Consider the following 17,433-nt stretch of genomic DNA (forward strand, 5'->3'; position numbering starts at 1 on the left):
ATTGGCGCATTGACTGGGGAAATTGGATATATCACCCTTGGTGCATGGACGAGCTCGACGTGGAAGTTTTGATCGTCGGTGGCGGCCCGGTCGGTCTGTCCGCCTCAATTGAGCTCTCACGCCACGGAATTTCGAGCCTGCTCGTGGAAAAGCACCCGGGCACCTCGATATTTCCGAAGGCCAGGCTCATCACCACCAGGACCATGGAGATCTTCCGTGCCTGGGACATCGTGGAGGAGGTCGAGCACACCGGCATGCCACGCGAGGAGTTCCTCGCCGTCGGCGTCGGCAGCTCGCTGTCCTCCGATGACTTCGTGCGCTCTGCCGCCGCCATCCAGCGCGACGCGCCGCAGAGCCCGACCTACACCTACCTGTGCTCGCAGGACCGCCTGGAGGTGATCCTCCGCCGGCTGGCGGAGTCGATGCCGCCCGCCTGGGTCCGCTACGGCGCCGCGGTGACCTCGTTGCGCGACACCGGCGACGGCGTCTGCGCGCTCGTCGAGAGCGACACGACCCCCCTGCTGGTCCGCGCCCGCTACGCCATCGGCGCCGACGGCGCCAGAAGCGGCATCAGGGAACAGCTCGGCATCGAGATCGAAGGCCCGCCCACGCTCGGCCACATGATCAGCATCATGTTCGACGCCGACCTGAGCTTCCTGCCCCTCGAGCGCCGTGCCGCCCTCTCCTTCCTGCGCAATCCCCCGTGCGCGGTGGAGGCCGTGGACAGCGGACGCCGCTGGATGGTGCAGACCGGCTACGAGCCCGAGGAGGGCGGCAGCCCCGCCGACTTCACCCCCGAGGTCTGCCTCGACGCCGTCCGCGCCGCCGTCGGCGTGCCCGGCCTGCCGGTGAAGATCCTCGGCGTCATGCCCTGGCTGCAGCAGGCCAAGGTCGCGACCGGCTTCCAGAGGGGCCGCGTCTTCCTGGCCGGCGACGCCGCACACGTGGCCACTCCACAGGGTGGTTTCGGGATGAACTGCGGCATCCAGGACGCGCACAACCTGGCCTGGAAACTCGCCGCCGTCCTCCGCGGTACGGCGGGGCCGGCTCTGCTGGACACCTACACCCCGGAACGCCGCCCGATCGCCGCCAGGACCGTCGACGAGAGCCTGAACAACGCCCTCATCACCTTCCACATGATGGAAGGCGACCTGTCGATGACCGAGGCGATCCGGCAGCAGGCCGGCCGGCGCAGCTCCGAGGGCCTGGTCCTGGGCTTCCACTACGACTCGGCCGCCGTGGTCCCCGACGGCACCCCGGCGCCCGAGCCCGAGGACCCCTACCGCACCTACGTCCCCGCCGCCCGCCCCGGCCACCGCGCACCGCACGTCTGGCTGACCGGCGAGCACGGCAGGGTCTCCACGCTCGACCTGCTCGGGCCGTGGTTCACGCTGCTGACGCCGGCGGGGAGCGGCTGGCTGCAGGCGGCCAAGGAGGTGGCGTACGCGAGCGGGGTGACCGTCAACGCGGCGGAGATCTCCGACGACGGTTCCGGCGGGCTGACGTCGTCGGCCTGGGCCGTGGAGTACGGGCTGGAGGAGACCGGCGCGGTGCTGATCCGGCCCGACGGTCACGTGGGATGGCGCTCATGCGCCGGACGGGCCTCGACGGAGGAACTGGCCGCGGCGCTGGAGACGATCCTGGCCCGGTCATGAGGCCGGTCATGAGATAGGTCACGGGCGCGTTCGCGGGCGGAAACCTCGCGAGCGCGCTCATCGGATTCACGCGCGCGCTCGTGCATGTCACGAGTGCGCTCATGTATGTCACGAGTGCGCTCATGCACGTCACGAGTGCGCTCATGCACGTCGCGGGACCGCTCGCGGGACGCCTCGCCGGGCGGCTCGCGGCGGGTGCGGTAGCGGGTGCGCAGGCGGGCCGCCGCCAGGCGGAGGGAGAGCGGGTTGCCCGAGGACGCGGCCAGGACGCGGCCCTGGGCGGAGCCGACGAGCAGGTCGGCCAGCCGCCGGGAGTCGGCCGCGGGGAGCCGGCGGACGAACACGCGGTGCGCCCCCTGCCTGGCCACCAGGTCGTCGAGGGGGTCGGTGCTGACCACGAGCACGCGGCAGTGCGCGCCCCCGGGCAGCAGCGGCAGCACCCGGGCCGCGTCGGTCACGTTGTCCAGGACGACCAGCAGCCGCCGCCGGGCCGTCCAGCTGCGGTAGAGGGCGAGCTTCTCGTCGAAGTCCAGGGGCAGCCCGTCCGCCGGGACGCCGAGGGCGCGAAGGAAGCGGTCCACGACCGTCTCCGGCTTCGCGCCCGACATGTCGGCGAAAAGCTGTCCATCGGGGAACCATTCCATCCGCGCATGCGCCCACCGGAGCACGAGCGCGCTCTTGCCGATCCCCGTGGGCCCGCTGACCACGGTCGTGGCCGGCAGCGCGGCCTCCTGCTCCTGGCCGAGCGCCGCGTCCAGGGCGGCCAGCTCGCTCTCCCTGCCCACGAACGGCAGGAGCTGCGGCGGCAGCTGCGACGGCACCACCTGGGCGGACACCGGCCGGGCCGTGGAGCGCATGAGACCGGCCTCGTCCCGCAGGATCTGGTCGTGCAGGCGGCGCAGCGCGGGCCCGGGCTCCAGGCCGATCTGCTCCAGCAGGTACCGGCGGGTCTCCTGGTAGGTGCGCAGCGCGTCGGCCCGCCGGCCCGCACGGTACTGGGCCAGCATGAGCTGGGCCCGCGCCCGCTCGCGGAACGGCGACTCGGCCACCAGCGCCAGCAGCTCGGGGATCACCTGGTGGTGGCGGCCGAGCTCGATCTCCAGCTCCAGGCACGCCTCCTGGGCCTCCAGCCGCGACTCCTCCATCCGGGCCACGTCGTAGCGCAGCCCCCTGATGTCCTCGAACGGGTTGCCCCGCCACAACGACAGGGCCTCGCGCAGCAGCTTGACCGCGTCCTCGCGGAACCCCTCGGCCACCGCCGCGCGCGCCCGCGTCACCAGGGCGCAGAAGCGCAGCCAGTCGATGCTGTCCGGCTCGGCGCGCAGCATGTAGCCGGGGCTGGAGGTCTCGATCACGGTCCGGCCGAGCGCCCGTCGCAGCCGCGAGACGCAGATCGCGATCTGCCGCCACGCGCTGGCGGGCGCCGACCCCGCCCACACCGTCTCCACCAGGCGATCCACGCTGACGACCCGGTTGGCGTTGAGCAGCAGGCTGGCCAGGATCGCCAGTTCCCTGTTGGCGCTCATCTGCAGTTCGAGGCCATCCCTGATGACCTTGAGCGGGCCGAGGACCCGGTAGCTGAAGGGCGAGCTCATCTCACGTACCGCTCTAACTCGTCCACGGCCCGGGTCGTGCCGCCCGAGGCGCGGATCTCGTCTCTCATGGCCGCCGTGGCCTGCCGTACCCGCTCGTCGGAGACGACCGCGAGCACGTCGCCGACCAGGCGGCCGGGCGTGAGCTGCGCGGGGTCGAGCACGCGGCCGAGGTGGAGTTCGGCCACGCGGCGGGCGAGCGGGCCGTCGATGGCGGTGGCCGGCACGATGACGGTGGGGCGGCCCCAGTAGAGGGCCTCCATGGCGGTGCCCATGCCGCCGTGGGTGACGGCCACGCTCGCGTGCCGCAGCACGCTCAGGTGCGAGACCCAGCGGCGGACCTCGACGTTGGGCGGCAAAGGTCCGAGGTCTGCCGCCTCGGGCACGGTGACCACCACGTGCCAGGGCAGGTCGCCGAAGGCCGCGACGCAGGTGCGGAAGAGCTCGGGACGGCTGGTTGCCACGGTGCCGAAGGTGAGCAGCGCGATCGGCCGGTCGTCGCCCGGCGGCGTCCAGTCGGACAGGAAGCTCCGCTCGCCGAGGCAGGGGCCGACGAACGCGAAGCGCCGGTCGAACGTCTCCCCCTCGAACTGGAACGACCGCGGCAGGTTGACCAGGGAGAAGTCCTGCACCGACCACCACAGGTCGGCCGGCGGCACGTCCACTCCGTGCGCGGCGGACAGCGTCGCGGTCCTGGCCAGCATGTCGTCCACCCAGCCGGGCAGCGCGCCGCCGTCGCCGCCCGAGCCGTAGACGGCCGACAGGTAGGAGAAGTGCTCGTTGGAGGCGAAGACCGGGATGAGTTGTACGGCCGGCCGCCCCCATTTACGCGCGAGAATGCGCCCCGCGTGCAGCACCGAGATGTCGTAGACCACGGCGTCGGCGCTTTCCCCGCGCACCGCGTCGAGCATTATCCGGCTCTCGTCGAGAAAGAGCGATATCAGGCCGAGCGGGTCGTCTTCCAGTTCCCGCAGATTCGCCTTGTGATAAAGGGAGTCGTACCCGATGACGCGGGCTCCGGTGGCGCCGACGACCTCGGCCATGCTTTCACCGGTGACGTAGGCGACCCGGTTGCCCCGCCGGACCAATTCGGCGACCACGGCCAGGTTCGGAATGACGTGGCCATGATCGGGCTGACACATGAAGAGATAATCGCGTGCCATACCCAACAAAGTAATGAGCGCACCGCGCGGTGTGTCACCCCTAACCTCGTGGATAGGGGTTACCCGCCTGCGGCACCCCGTGATGACGTTGGGTCATGCCCACTCGTGTATGGGACTACCTGCCCGAGTACGACGTCGAGCGCGCGGACGTGCTGGACGCCGTCGAGACCGTTTTCCGATCCGGCCAGCTCGTGCTCGGTGAGAGTGTGCGTGCCTTCGAGGCGGAGTTCGCCGCCTATCACGGCGTGCGCCACTGCACCGGGGTCGACAACGGGACCAACGCGCTCAAGCTCGGCCTCCAGGCGCTGGGGATCGGCCGGGGCGACGAGGTGATCACCGTCTCCAACACGGCGGCGCCGACCGTCGTGGCCATCGACGGCGTGGGCGCCACGCCGGTCTTCACCGACGTCCACGCCGACACCTATCTCATGGACGCCGAGCAGGTCGAGGCGGCCATCACGCCGCGTACCCGCTGCCTGCTGCCGGTCCACCTGTACGGCCAGTGCGTGGACATGGCTCCGCTGGAGCGGCTGGCCGAGAAGTACGACCTGGTGATCCTGGAGGACTGCGCGCAGGCGCACGGCGCCAGGCATCACGGCCGGCCGGCCGGTTCGATGGGCCGGGCGGCGGCGTTCTCCTTCTACCCGACCAAGGTGCTCGGCGCCTACGGCGACGGCGGCGCGACGATCACCTCCGACGAGGTGGTGGACGCCAACCTGCGCCGCCTGCGCTACTACGGCATGGAGCAGACCTACTACGTGGTGCGGACGCCGGGGCACAACGCACGGCTGGACGAGGTGCAGGCGGAGATCCTGCGCCGCAAGCTCACCCGCCTGGACGCCTACGCCGCCGGCCGCCGCGCGGTGGCCGAGCGCTACGAGCGCGGCCTGGGCGACACCGGCCTGGTGCTGCCGCGGACGGCCGAGGGCAACGAGCACGTCTACTACCTGTACGTGGTCCGCCACCCGCGCCGCGACGAGATCATGGAGGCGCTGCGCGCCTACGACATCCATCTCAACATCAGCTACCCGTGGCCGGTGCACACGATGACCGGTTTCGCCCATCTCGGCTACCGGCCGGGCAGCCTGCCGGTCACCGAGGAGCTGGCGGGCCAGATCTTCTCGCTGCCGATGTACCCGTCGCTCCCGATCCAGCTCCAGGAGAAGGTCATCGCCGCCCTGCGCGAGGTCCTGTGAGTCACCACTCCGGCAGCAACCCGCGCGCGGCCGCCTCGCCCAGGGTGGGAGCGGCCGCGTCCCGTTCCGACAGCATCGGGTCCAGCCCGGCGGGCAGTTCCAGCCCTAGGTCGCCGTCGAAGACCGACAGCGTGAGCTCGTTCTCCTTGCGGTAGGCGGCCGACAGCAGATAGCTGACCACGGAGTCGTCCTCCAGCGCCGCGAACGCGTGCCCGACCCCCGGCGGAAAGTACACCGCCCGCGCGTTGCCGGCGCTCAGCTCGGTCGCCTCCCACTGCCCGAACGTCGGCGACCCGGCCCGCAGGTCCACGACGTAGTCGAGCACCCGCCCGGCGGGACAGTAGACGTACTTGGCCGTCCCCGGCGGGATGAGCGTGTAGTGGATCCCGCGCACGACCCCGCGCCGGGAGATGTTCCTGCTGGCCTGCGCGACCGGGAAGAGCGGTTTCCCGGTCGCGGCGATGAAGGCCCCTTCCTGGTACGGCGAGGCGAAGGTGCCCCGCTCGTCCGGGTAGACCTCGGGCGTGAACTCGACGGCCCCGGTGACGGCCAGTTCCCGATGGCGCATCACACGAGGTGGACGTCGGGGACGTACAGGATCCAGCGGCCGCCGGACTCGCGGAAGGCCGTCTCCTTGGCCATGATCTCCTCGGCGTGGTTCCAGGCGAGCAGCAGCGCGTAGTCGGGGTAGGGGTCGCGGAAGGCGTCGGGCCCGAGCACGGGGATGTGCGAGCCCGGCGTTAGCCGTCCCTGCTTGGCCGGGGTGGTGTCGGTGACGAACGTGAGCAGGTCCGGGCCGATGCCGCAGTAGTTGAGCACGGTCGCGCTCTTGGCGGTGGCGCCGTATCCGTAGACGGTGGCGCCCCGGGCGCAGAGCCCCTTCAGCAGGGCCACGAGGCGGTCGCGGTTGCCCTCGACGCGGGCGGCCCACTGGTCGAGCGCGGAGATCCGGGTGATGCCGGCGGCGGCCTCGGCGGCCAGCATCCGCTCCACGGCGGGGGCGGGCGTCCTGGCGCCGGCGCGGGCGAGGGTGTAGCGCACCTCGCCGCCGTGGACGGGCAGCCGCTCGACGTCGACGAGCTCGAAGCCGTGCCGGCGGGCCATGGCGCGCACCGAACCGGCGGCGAAGAAGTAGAAGTGCTCGTCGTAGATCTGGTCGAAGGAGGCGCGCTCCACGATCTCGGCCAGGTACGGGTCCTCGAAGACGAAGATGCCGTCGACCTTCAGCAGCGTGTCGACGCCGCTGAGGATGGAGTCCATGTAGGGGATGTGGCACAGGGTGTTGGCCGCGTAGATCACGTCGGCGGGGCCTTCGGCGGCGCGTACCCGCGCCGCGGTCGCGGCCTCGAAGAAGTCCTTGGTCACCCGCACGCCCTTGGCCGCGGCCAGGTCGGCGACGCCGCCGGACGGCTCGACGCCGAGGTGGCGCACGCCCGCGTCGGCGATGACCTCCAGCATGGTGCCGTCGTTGCAGCCGAGCTCGACGACGAAGGGGTTGCTGCCGGTGAGTTCGGTGGTCAGCAGCCGCTTGGCCAGGGTGTGGAAGTGCTCCCGCATGACCGCCGAGCCGGAGGAGACGTACGGGTAGCCCTCGTGGAACATGCGTTCGCGGGGCACCTCTTCGAGGAGCTGCACCATCGTGCACCTCTCGCAGATGCCGACCGCGAGCCGGAAGAAGAACTCCGTGCGCGTGTCACCGGGTTCGACGAACGCGTCGGAGATCGGCTGCCGGCCGAAATCCGCGAATCGGCGAAGTCGGCCCGAGCAGATGCGGCACGCCATGCGATCCTCCTGAAGATTGCCGTCAGCGGCGATACCTCACCCACACGTCACCGGTCTGCACGTATCCGGTGAGCCGCACGATGACGGCGGCCTGGGAGGGCGAGACGATGGGCCTGTTGTGGACGGCGCCCATGAGACGGCGGACGACCTCGTCGTCCTGGACCCACCAGTCGACGGGAACGATGATCACCACGTCGCCGAACCAGGAGGTGATCTCCACGTCGACGGGGACCTCGCGGTAGGGGCACTCGGCCCGGGTGAAGTCGATGCGGACGGTGCCGAACCGGTGGGCCTTGGCGGTGATGCGCGGGGGCACCACCCAGCGGCCCTCCTGGCGGATCTTGCCGCTGCGGGTGTGTAACTGCAGGACCTCACCGGGCTGCGGCGCCGGGAGGGGCGCGTGGCGGGTCGCGGGCAGGGCCGCGGTCGGCGGCCCCGGCATCGCCTGGGTCGGCAGCCCGCCGCCGCCCGGCAGGTCGGCGACGACCTCGTCCAGCTCGCCGAGCGTGCGTGCGCGGTAGGTGCGATCCAGCCGTTCGTTCAGTTCTTCGAGGTCGATGCGGCCTTCGCTGACCGCGACCCGCAGCATTTCCCCAATTCTGTCGCGATCCTGGTCACTGGCTCGGATTTCCGGACGGTCGGTCATGGCGTCCACCCTAAGAGCGTATGAATGGCCGCTCCCAGAGATAACCCCTATTTTCTTCGAAGAAAAAGAGGGGTTGAGACGTTATGCGAGCGCATGCGAACTTCGGCGGTAAAGGCGCGTGTTAGGAGACGGCCATTCTTGACGTCCGGAACTGGTTCGAGGAAGTCGCCGAGCGCACCGCGATGACGGTGGAGCGGCTTCCTCTCGACGAGCTGGGCGGATGGAGCCGGTGCGCGAGCACGGGGAACATCCGCCACGACAGCGGGAAGTTCTTCACCGTCCAGGGCCTCGACGTGCGCTTGCCGGGCCGGGCCGTGGACGCCTGGACCCAGCCCATCATCAACCAGCCCGAGGTCGGCATCCTCGGCATCCTGATCCGGCGCCTGGACGGCGGGCCGCAGTTGCTGATGCAGGCCAAGAACGAACCGGGCAACCACGACGGCCCCCAGGTCTCGCCCACCGTCCAGGCCACCAGGAGCAACTACACCCGCGTGCACAAGGGGCGACCGGTGCCGTACCTCGAGCATTTCCGCAACCCGAGCGGCCGGGTGCTGGCCGACGTGCGGCAGTCGGAGCAGGGCGCCTGGTTCTACCGCAAGCGCAACCGGAACATGGTGGTCGAGGTCGGCGAGGACGTCGAGGTGCTCGACGGCTTCCGCTGGCTCACGCTGGAGCAGGTCCACGGGCTGCTGGCGGTGCCCGACCTGGTCAACATGGACGCGCGCACGGTGCTGGCCTGCCTGCCCGTGCTCGGCCGGCCCGCTCCCGGCGCGGACGGCTTCCGCGCGGCGCTGATCCGCTCCCGCGACCCGCGACAGGGGGCCGAGCACGGCATCGACGAGGTGCTGAGCTGGCTCAGCGGCATCCGCTCGACCGTGGACATCAGCACCGAGCCCATCCCGCTCAACCGGATCCGGCAGTGGCACCGGAGCGATGGGAGGATCTCCCACGAGAGCGGGCGCTTCTTCGACATCATCGGCGTGCGCGTCGTCTCGGCGGGCCGCGAGGTGAGCAGCTGGACGCAGCCGATGATCGAACCGATCGGCACCGGCGTCGTGGCCTTCCTCGTGCGCCGGATCGGCGGCGTGCTGCACGCGCTCGTGCACGCGCGGGTCGAGCCCGGATACACCGACGTGGTGGAGCTGGCGCCGACCGTGCAGTGCGTGCCGGCCAACTACGACCACCTGCCGCCCGCCGCCCGCCCGCTCTTCCTGGACGCGGTGCTCGGCGCGCCGCCCGAGCGGATCCGGTACGACACGGTGTTGTCGGAGGAAGGCGGCCGGTTCTACCACGCCAGGAACCGCTACCTGATCGTGGAGACCGACGAGGATCCGGCGCCCGGCCATCCCGACTTCCGCTGGCTGGCCATGCACCAGGTGGTGGAGCTGCTGCGGCACAGCTACTACCTCAACGTCCAGGCCCGCACGCTCAGCGCCTGCCTGGACAGCCTCACCTCAGCCGCTGGATGATCCGCCCGAAGTCCTCCATCGCCGCCTCGATCACCGTGTAGTAGGCGAAGCCGTACCTCTCACTGTCGCGCAGGACCTGCTCGGCGAGCTGCGCGGGCGTGCCGGCGAGCAGCGTCGGGACCTCCAGGAGCTGCTCGGTGGTGAGGTCGGGCGCGTAGCGGCGCAGGCCGTCCAGCCCGGCGCGGCGATCGCGGGTGATGACCGTCGCCTTGGGCAGCAGGTTGAGCTCCAGTGCGCGCCCGCCCGCCGCGGCCCGGACGAAGGCGACACGCTCGGCGAGGGCGTCGGCGTCCACGAGGGCGGTCCTGCCGTACTCCGCGCGGTACGGCGCGCCGGTGAAGCTGACCGTCTGGGCGCGCTCGGCGGCCAGGCGCAGGATGCGGTCGCCGTGGCCGCCGATCATCAGCGGCGGCATCGTGTCCCCGAGCGCCGCGTCGAGTTCCTTGACCACGCTCTCCAGGCGGTCGGCGCGGGAGGCGGCGGTGCCGAAGGGGATGCCGGCCTTCTCGAACTCGGCGCGCACGTAGCCGCTGCCGAGACCCAGCTCCAGCCGGTCGCCGACGAGCTGCCGGGTGGTGGCCACGTCCCTGGCCAGGAGGGCGGGGTGGTAGAAGCTGGTGTTGAGGACGTAGGTGCCGATCTTGGGGCGGATGGTGGCCTCGGCGGCCAGCACGGCGCAGGGGAAGGGCGCCAGGAGGTTCAGGTGGTCGGGGACGGCGACGACGTCGAAGCCGAGGTCCTCCGCCCGGCGGCATTTGCCCGTCCACTCGGTCTTGGAGCAGCCTTCGGTGATGAGCACCACGCCGAACCTGATCATGAGACGCCGACCCTCGCGATGGCGGTGACGATGAGGCCGTTGCGGATCAGCCACCGGCCCTGCCACCGCAGTCCTTCCGCCAAGATGTGGGCCGAGAACGTGCCGCCGACCGGGTCGACGTCGATCTCGGCGTCGTAGAAGCCGAGCCACCGGTTCGTCATGGGGAACCATGCCTTGTAGACCGACTCCTTCGCGCTGAACAGCAGCCGGTCCCAGCAGGGTCCGGGGCTGGTGATCGCCAGCCTGCGCAGCATCTCGCGCTCGTGCGGCAGGGAGACCGCCTCGATGACGTCGTCGCCCACGGGCGCGTCGGGTTCGGCGTCGATGCCGATCATGGCCGGCTTCCTGGTGAGCGCGGCGGCGCGGTAGCCGGTGCAGTGGGTGATGCTGCCGGCGATGCCCTCCGGCCAGGTCGGCTCGCCCCGCGGGCCGCGCAGCACGGGCACCGGCGCCATTCCCAGCTTTCCCATGGCCCGACGGACGCAGTATCGTGCGGTCGCGAACTCCCGGCGGCGCTTTTCCACCGCCCGCCCGATCAGCGCTTCCTCCTCGGGGAAGAGCACCGTGCCCGGGGGATCGTCGAAGGTCTCGAAGGCTTCGACCTCCGGGGGGAGGATGTCCTCGATCACCCGGCTAACTTACCCATACAAGGCAATTCGCCAAAAGGGTTCCAAAGGCACTTGTCCGGGTAAGCGCCGAAAATTAGGGGTGCGTCGTATGGGGCGGACCGAGCACGAGTTAACCCCGGATTTGACCAATTTTTGACTGCGTTTCGCTAAGAAGAGGGATGCGCTACACGAGGTTGGGACGGACCGGCCCCGCCGTCTCCCGCATGGGACTCGGATCCCTGGCCCTCGCCGGCGCCTATGGCCCCGTCGACCAGTACGAGGCCGCCGACCTCATCCGGCACGCCCTGGACGCCGGCGTGACCCTCATCGACACCGCCGACTTCTACGCCGGCGGCCAGGTCGAGCGCGTCATCGGCCGGGCCGTCGCCGGCCGCGAGCACGAGGTCGTGCTCTGCACCCGGGGCGGGGCGCGCGGACCCGGCCCCGAGGTCGTGTTCGACGGCCGCCCCGAACACCTGGAGCGCGCCTGCGACGCCTCGCTCAAACGCCTGCACGTCGACAGCGTCGGCGTCTACTTCGTGCACTGCCAGGACCGCCGCGTGCCGATCGAGGAGAGCGTCGGCGCCCTGGCCGCGCTCGTGGCCGCGGGGAAGATCCGGCACATCGGCCTGTCCGGCGCCACCTTGCCGCAACTGCGCCGGGCGCATGCCGTACACCCGGTGACCGCGCTCGCGGTCGAGTACTCCCTGTGGGTACGGCAGGCCCGCTCCGGCCTGCTGGCCGAGGCGGACCGGCTGGGCGTGGGCGTGGTCGCCGCGCGCCCCCTGGGCCGGGGCTTCCTCACCGGCCGGGTGCGCTCCACCGCCTGGCTGGCCGCCGGCGACTGGCGGCACGACGACGCCCGCTTCCGTCCCCAGCGGAGCATCCCGGCGCTGCGGCGGCTGGAGTCCGTGGCCGCCCAGCTCGACCTGGGCGCCGGCCGGCTGGCGCTGGGCTGGCTGCTGACGCAGGAGCAGGCCGTGGTGCCGGTGCCGAGCACCCGCGACCAGGTGCATCTGGAGATGAATCTGGCCGCCGCCGCGCTCACGCTGACGCCGGAGATCCGGGCCGAGGTGGCGGAGATCTTCCCGGACTACTCGCCCTCGCTCCTGCTCTGAGGCGCGATCAGCGAGGCGGCCACGGCCTTGTTGACCGCGTCGATCCGCGAGACCGCGTTGAGCTTGACGAAGATGTTGCGCATGTGGCGCTTCACGGTGGCCTCGGCCAGGCCGAGCCGCCGGGCGATCTGGGCGTTGCTGAGCGCCTGGGCGGCCAGTTGCAGGACTTCCAGCTCCTTCTCACTCAGCCCGCCGGCGGGCGGTCCCGACTCCACGTGCGCCAGGCTGTGCCGGGAGACGGCCAGCACCACGCGGGACGGGTCCTCGTGCACACTCTTGACCGCCGCGATCAGCTCGTGCCGGTGCACGCTCTTGAGCAGATAGCCGCGGATGCCGGCGGACAGCAGCCGGGTGAGCAGCTGCGGCCCGTCGTACATGCTGAGGATGATGATCTGGGTGCCGGGCGAGATCGAGCGCACCTTGGCGACCGTCTCGGTCACCTCCTCGCCCGGGATCTCGACGTCGAGCAGGAGCACGTCCGGTCTGGCGCGGCCGACCATGGCCACCGCGCCGGCCGAGTCGCCGGCCTCGCCGACGATGCCGATCTCGCCACCGGACTCCAGGATCTCCCGCAGTCCCTCACGGAAGAGCGCGTGGTCGTCCACGATGCCGACGGAGATCAGCGCGCTACCCGGTGTCGTCGTCATCTTGGCGTCTCTTCAGAGGGATGAAGACCTCGACGAGGCAGCCGCTGCCGGGGGCGCTGGAGATGGTGACCCGGCCGCCGAGCAGCTCGGTGCGCTCGCGCATGGAGCTCAGGCCGACGCCGCCCCTGCCGCGCGCCAGGGCGGGATCGAAGCCGCGGCCGTTGTCCTGGACGGTGGCGACCAGCTCGTGCGGGGCGATGTCCACCCGCATGAGGATCATCGTGGGCGCGGCGTGGTTGAAGGCGTTGCGCGCGGCCTCCCTGACGACGAGGAACGCCTCGTCGAGCACCCGGGCGTCGGCCCACGACTCGTCGCCGTTGACGTGCAGCCCGACCGAGACCGTGTCGTCCTCGACCGCCTCCAGAAAGCCGAGCAGCGCCTTCTCCAGGCTCTTCAGCGGCACCTGGGGATGCAGTTCCGAGGTCATCTGGCGCAGGTTCTCCATGGTCTCCTGGATGGCCTGCTGGGCTACGCCGATCTTGGTGGAGGCGCGGGCGGCGTTGGTGCCCCGGTAGACCTCGGCCAGCGCGAGCTGCTGGTGGGCGACGCTGATGCCGTGGCCGATGCGGTCGTGCAGTTCGCGGGCGATGCGCCGGCGCTCGTCCTCCTGCGCCCTCTGCACCTGGTTGAGCAGGAACCCGTGGTAGCTCTCCGACGCCTCCCGGATGCGTAAGGACAGGCTCTCCTCCATGCCGGTGGCCACCAGCGTGAAGGTTTCGGCCGGGGCCTCGGATCGCATCGCCACCTGTTCGGCGAGCCGCGTCATCGCCACGCGAAAGAAAAGTGAGCCTGCCTCAAGAGAGGCTTTCGGATGCACTCCGGTGGCGGCCCTCCGCGCGCCGACTTCCCACGCGTGGAATTTGTACAGGTTGTTAATCTGTACCTTTCCTGCACGTAGCGTAGCCGCCACGTCGTCCAGGACGTAACGCGCAGTCATTAAGGCCTGTCGCTTGGCCTGCGGATCCGTGTACAGAACGTTGCCCGCGGCCTGCAGTGCGGCCTCGAATTCGACGATGATTTGTTCCCGGCATGCGTCAACGATTCTCGCCGGGTCGCCCCCAACGCCGTATGCCGCATCCAAGGATGTCCCTTCCGCCCGTGGGACCAAGCACTCAACTATCTCGCAGCGTGGCCATCATGGCAACATATAACGTCAAATGCCAGATATCAGCGCGGTAATGTGAACCAGGTGTTGTGTCACCATGAACGCCCGGTACGGCCGGCGTTGTTGACGGCGCTCCGTCCAGCCTGACCGCACCCGCGCCGCCCCGATCACCGAGACCGCCCCGGCCAGCGCCGCCAGGGCGACGCCCAGCAACGCCGCCCCGAGCAGCGCCACCGCCGCGAACACCCCCACGACCAGCAGCGACGCCGACACCGACATGAACCACGTGGCGGCCCCGGCACCCCTGGTCACCACGATCGTGCGCCGACCGGCCGCGGCGTCCCCCTCGCAGTCCGACAGGTCCTTGGCCGGCACGCCCACGAGCGTCATCCAGCCGACCGAGAGGGCGGCGAAGACCAGCAGTTCGGTAGGGGCGGCCACGGCCTGGCCCCCTGACGCGATCGTGAAACCGCCCAGGTACGACAGCAGCCCGGAGACCACCAGCACCGCGACGGTCGCGCACGAACTCTCCTTCAGCGGCGCCGGAGGGCCGGAGTAGAGGTAGCCGAGCACCAGGTTCGCGCCGACGATCGCGGTCATCGGCGCCGGCAGGTCGAGGGTGGCGCCCAGGGCCAGCGCCGCCGCCGCGGCCGCCACGCAGGTGGCCGAGCGCGGATCCAGCGCGCCCCAGGCGATGGGCCTGGTCGAGCCGTTGATCCGATCCTCGGCCACGTCGTTGGCGCCGTTGAAGAGATAGATCGCGAAGATCGACAACACCCAGGCGGCCGCGCCCTGCGCCACCTTCAGCGGATCGGCCGGCCCGGTGACCGGCATGGACAGCACCACTCCGGCGAGGAAGCGCAGGGCCGACACCGTCAGCACCGCCGGCCTCGCCTCTACCACGCACAACGCCAGTACCGAAAAGATGGACCCCGTCGCCCGCCTCGTCGCGGTAGGTAAAGCCATGGCGGGATTCTTGCCCCCGGCAACGTGCCTGGATAAGGGGGGTGATACCAAGGTTGTAGTCCCCGATGATTCTTCGGATACCCGGCCTACAACCTCCCGGGAATCCGTCTTGCCCGGCCGGAGAGCGCCCGGTTAGCTTCGCCTGGAGTCCGCAGAACGCGACCTTAGGGAATGCCATGCTGGATTTCAAGCTGCTCGGGCCGATTTCGGTCCGCCATGAATACGCTGGAATACTGGCACTGCGCGGCGCCAAAGTGCGCCAGGCCATTTCCCTGCTCGCCGCGAACGCCGGCCGTATCGTCACCACCGCGCAATTCATCGACGAATTGTGGCCGGCCAGGACGCCGAAGGACGCGCTGAAGACGCTGCAGACGCACATTTACTATCTGCGCAGAATGCTCGGCCCCGCCGGCCCTCTGGTCGCGACCGACGCCGCGGGGTACGTGCTGCACGCCGATCCCGCGCGCGTGGACGCGCTGGTCTTTCCCCGCCTGGTGGAGCAGGCCACGCGGCACGCCCGCGCGGACCGGGTGGAGCGCGCGGAGCAGTTGCTGGAGCGGGCGCTCGGCCTCTGGACCGGCCCGTCCGCCCTGGCCGGAGCACCACTCGGCATGGTCCTGGCGCCGCTGGCCGGCGCGCTCGGGGAACAGCGGATGCGCGCCCTGGAGACCTCCGTCGCCCTGCGCATCCGGCTCGGCCGCCACGGCGAGGTGATCGAGGAACTGCGCCTCCTGGTCGCCGCGCACCCGTTGAACGAGACCTTCCACTCCCAGCTCATCACCGCGCTGACGCGCGCAGGCCGGCGGACCGACGCCCGGCGGGCCTATGAGGGGCTGCGCATTCTCCTGGACGCCGAGCTGGGTGTGCCGCCCACGTTCGACCTCCCCGCTCTGCACTGAAAAGGCCCGTGAAAGGAAAACCGATGAAGGGTGTCGAGCGCTACGCCGGATTCACGCCCATCGACCTGGTCGACCGTACCTGGCCCGCCCAACGAATTCGCACCGCGCCGCGATGGCTGTCCACCGATCTGCGCGACGGCAACCAGTCCCTGGCCAATCCGATGACGCCCGAGCGCAAGCTCATGATGTTCGAGCTTCTGGTGGATATGGGATTCAAGGAGATCGAGGTCGGTTTTCCCGTGGCCAGCAGGAGCGACCACGACTTCGTGCGCATGCTCATCGAGCAGGACCGCATTCCGGACGACGTCCGCATCACCGTGCTGACCCAGGCGCGCGAGGAACTCATCAAAGAGACGCTCGACTGCCTCTCCGGCGCGCCCCGCGCGATGATCCACATCTACAACGCCACCTGCCCGCTGTTCCGCGACGTCGTCTTCGGCATCGACCGCGACACCTGCAAGAAAATGGCCGTGGCGGCCACTCACGTGATGATGGACCACGCCGAGCGCCGCCTGCCCGGCACCGACCTGGGCTACCAGTACTCCCCCGAGCTGTTCAACGAGACCGAGCCGGACTTCTCGCTGGAGGTCTGCGAGGCGGTCATGGACGCCTGGCAGCCCGGACCCGGCCGCGGGATCATCCTGAACTTCCCCACCACGGTCGAGCGCTCCCTGCCCAACGTCTTCGCCGACCAGATCGAATGGCTGGGCCGCAACCTGTCCAGGCGCGAGCACGTCTGCCTGTCGGTCCACCCGCACAACGACCGCGGCACCGGCGTGGCCTCGGCCGAGCTGGCTCTGCTCGCGGGCGCCGAGCGCATCGAGGGCTGCCTGTTCGGCAACGGCGAGCGGGCCGGCAACGTCTGCCTGGTCACGCTCGGCATGAACATGTACTCCCATGGCGTCGACCCGGGGCTCGACTTCACCGACATCAGCACGATCCGGCGCACCGTCGAGCTCTGCAACCAGCTGCCCGTCCACCCTCGCCACCCCTACGGCGGCGACCTCGTCTACACCGCCTTCTCCGGCTCCCACCAGGACGCCATCAAGAAGGGCTTCGACGAGATGGAACGGCAGGCGGCCCGCCTGGGGGTGCCCTCCGCCCAGTTGCCGTGGCGTGTGCCGTACCTGCCGGTGGACCCCAAGGACGTGGGCCGCACCTACGAGGCGATCGTGCGGGTCAACAGCCAGTCGGGCAAGGGCGGCGTCGCCTACGTGATGAGCGCCTGGCACGGGCTGAACCTGCCCCGCGGCCTCCAGGCCGACCTGGCCGCCAAGGTGCAGGCGCACGCCGACGCGATGGGCGGGGAGCTCTCGCCGAGCCTGATCGGCACGCTGTTCGCGCAGGAGTACCTGCACCACGGCGACCTGGCCGAGACCTCCGCCTGGCAGGCGCCGATCACGGCCTCGTTGTACGTGGACGGGGACTTCGACCACGCCGGCCCGCAGGCCGGCACCTTCCGCACGCTCGGCGCGCTGCTCGGCCCCTGGGGCATCCAGGTGCGCGTCGTCCACCGCACGGGCCGCTCCCTCGACCACGAGGAACTCGCCCCGGGACGACGGCTGCTCGGCGGCGCTCAGCGGGCGGAGACCGTCATCTACGCGGAGTGCGCGCTCGGCGACGAGGTGGCCTGGGGCGTCGGCATCGACGCCGACATCGCCACCGCCGCCTTCCTGGCCGTCCGGGCGGCGGGCGTCCGCCTGGTCCGCGAGAGCGACACCGGCCGCGCCGCCGTCGGCGCCACCGCGGGGCACTGAGGGAACGGGGAGA

Annotated in this window: 16 protein-coding genes; 6 read left to right on the forward strand and 10 right to left on the reverse strand. The window is 70.6% G+C overall.

The annotated features are described in order from the left end of the window. The first annotated feature begins 44 nt into the window (after positions 1–44). On the forward strand, positions 45–1,655 hold the full coding sequence (locus FVE25_RS35885) for an FAD-dependent monooxygenase (RefSeq protein ID WP_157251768.1): 1,611 nt from the start codon (positions 45–47) through the stop codon (positions 1,653–1,655). Here FVE25_RS35885 and FVE25_RS35890 read toward each other — a convergent pair. Both FVE25_RS35890 and FVE25_RS35895 read right to left on the reverse strand, forming a co-directional pair. Then, the gene (locus tag FVE25_RS35890) at positions 1,571–3,250 is read right to left on the reverse strand and encodes an AfsR/SARP family transcriptional regulator (protein WP_157251770.1); all 1,680 of its coding nucleotides are present in this window, start codon (positions 3,248–3,250) and stop codon (positions 1,571–1,573) included. The two genes, FVE25_RS35885 and FVE25_RS35890, sit on opposite strands and share 85 nt — an antisense overlap. Next, a complete protein-coding gene (locus FVE25_RS35895; protein WP_157251771.1) occupies positions 3,247–4,410 on the reverse strand; it encodes a macrolide family glycosyltransferase in 1,164 nt (387 codons plus the stop codon). The genes FVE25_RS35890 and FVE25_RS35895 overlap by 4 nt, the downstream gene beginning before the upstream one ends. Before the next feature lie 95 nt (positions 4,411–4,505). Between FVE25_RS35895 and FVE25_RS35900 the strand changes: the two genes are divergently transcribed. Beyond that, complete coding sequence (locus FVE25_RS35900; RefSeq protein ID WP_157251774.1) at positions 4,506–5,606, forward strand: DegT/DnrJ/EryC1/StrS family aminotransferase; 1,101 nt, start codon at positions 4,506–4,508, stop codon at positions 5,604–5,606. A 1-nt stretch (position 5,607) separates the two neighbouring features. Here the strand turns inward: FVE25_RS35900 and FVE25_RS35905 are convergent, their stop codons facing one another. The 3 genes from FVE25_RS35905 to FVE25_RS35915 are packed head-to-tail and all read right to left on the reverse strand — an operon-like array spanning position 5,608 to position 8,034. After that, complete coding sequence (locus tag FVE25_RS35905) at positions 5,608–6,174, reverse strand: dTDP-4-dehydrorhamnose 3,5-epimerase family protein (RefSeq protein WP_157251775.1); 567 nt, start codon at positions 6,172–6,174, stop codon at positions 5,608–5,610. After that, on the reverse strand, positions 6,174–7,388 hold the full coding sequence (locus tag FVE25_RS35910; RefSeq protein WP_157251777.1) for a class I SAM-dependent methyltransferase: 1,215 nt from the start codon (positions 7,386–7,388) through the stop codon (positions 6,174–6,176). The genes FVE25_RS35905 and FVE25_RS35910 overlap by 1 nt, the downstream gene beginning before the upstream one ends. A 22-nt stretch (positions 7,389–7,410) precedes the next feature. Continuing rightward, positions 7,411–8,034: a DUF1707 domain-containing protein gene (locus FVE25_RS35915; RefSeq protein ID WP_281367944.1), complete on the reverse strand. Its 624-nt coding sequence runs from the start codon at positions 8,032–8,034 to the stop codon at positions 7,411–7,413. A gap of 134 nt (positions 8,035–8,168) precedes the next feature. Between FVE25_RS35915 and FVE25_RS35920 the strand changes: the two genes are divergently transcribed. Then, positions 8,169–9,503, forward strand: a complete 1,335-nt coding sequence (locus tag FVE25_RS35920; protein ID WP_281367948.1) for an NDP-hexose 2,3-dehydratase family protein — start codon at positions 8,169–8,171, stop codon at positions 9,501–9,503. Here FVE25_RS35920 and FVE25_RS35925 read toward each other — a convergent pair. Further along, complete coding sequence (locus FVE25_RS35925; RefSeq protein ID WP_157251783.1) at positions 9,484–10,320, reverse strand: TIGR03621 family F420-dependent LLM class oxidoreductase; 837 nt, start codon at positions 10,318–10,320, stop codon at positions 9,484–9,486. The two genes, FVE25_RS35920 and FVE25_RS35925, sit on opposite strands and share 20 nt — an antisense overlap. After that, a complete protein-coding gene (locus FVE25_RS35930) occupies positions 10,317–10,949 on the reverse strand; it encodes a 4'-phosphopantetheinyl transferase family protein (protein WP_157251784.1) in 633 nt (210 codons plus the stop codon). Before FVE25_RS35930 ends, FVE25_RS35925 begins: the two co-directional genes overlap by 4 nt. Before the next feature lie 203 nt (positions 10,950–11,152). On the opposite strand from FVE25_RS35930, the gene FVE25_RS35935 reads away from it, so the two are divergent. Further along, positions 11,153–12,046 (forward strand): aldo/keto reductase, encoded by an 894-nt coding sequence (locus FVE25_RS35935; protein WP_157251786.1) that lies wholly within the window; start codon positions 11,153–11,155, stop codon positions 12,044–12,046. Here FVE25_RS35935 and FVE25_RS35940 read toward each other — a convergent pair. From FVE25_RS35940 to FVE25_RS35950, 3 genes are all read right to left on the reverse strand, one after another. Beyond that, on the reverse strand, positions 12,022–12,693 hold the full coding sequence (locus FVE25_RS35940; RefSeq protein WP_157251788.1) for a response regulator transcription factor: 672 nt from the start codon (positions 12,691–12,693) through the stop codon (positions 12,022–12,024). The two genes, FVE25_RS35935 and FVE25_RS35940, sit on opposite strands and share 25 nt — an antisense overlap. Continuing rightward, positions 12,674–13,459 carry a sensor histidine kinase gene (locus tag FVE25_RS35945; RefSeq protein ID WP_246267977.1) on the reverse strand — a complete coding sequence of 262 codons (786 nt, stop codon included), beginning with the start codon at positions 13,457–13,459 and terminating at the stop codon, positions 12,674–12,676. The genes FVE25_RS35940 and FVE25_RS35945 overlap by 20 nt, the downstream gene beginning before the upstream one ends. Before the next feature lie 387 nt (positions 13,460–13,846). Continuing rightward, the gene (locus tag FVE25_RS35950; RefSeq protein ID WP_219825783.1) at positions 13,847–14,701 is read right to left on the reverse strand and encodes a UbiA family prenyltransferase; all 855 of its coding nucleotides are present in this window, start codon (positions 14,699–14,701) and stop codon (positions 13,847–13,849) included. Between the two features lie 239 nt (positions 14,702–14,940). On the opposite strand from FVE25_RS35950, the gene FVE25_RS35955 reads away from it, so the two are divergent. Both FVE25_RS35955 and FVE25_RS35960 read left to right on the forward strand, forming a co-directional pair. After that, positions 14,941–15,663, forward strand: coding sequence for an AfsR/SARP family transcriptional regulator (locus FVE25_RS35955; protein ID WP_181019823.1), 723 nt, complete (start codon positions 14,941–14,943; stop codon positions 15,661–15,663). A 23-nt stretch (positions 15,664–15,686) separates the two neighbouring features. After that, the gene (locus FVE25_RS35960; protein ID WP_157251796.1) at positions 15,687–17,420 is read left to right on the forward strand and encodes a 2-isopropylmalate synthase; all 1,734 of its coding nucleotides are present in this window, start codon (positions 15,687–15,689) and stop codon (positions 17,418–17,420) included. Positions 17,421–17,433: the final 13 nt, after the last annotated feature.

The organism is Nonomuraea typhae (assembly GCF_009760925.1).
Classification (GTDB): domain Bacteria; phylum Actinomycetota; class Actinomycetes; order Streptosporangiales; family Streptosporangiaceae; genus Nonomuraea; species Nonomuraea typhae.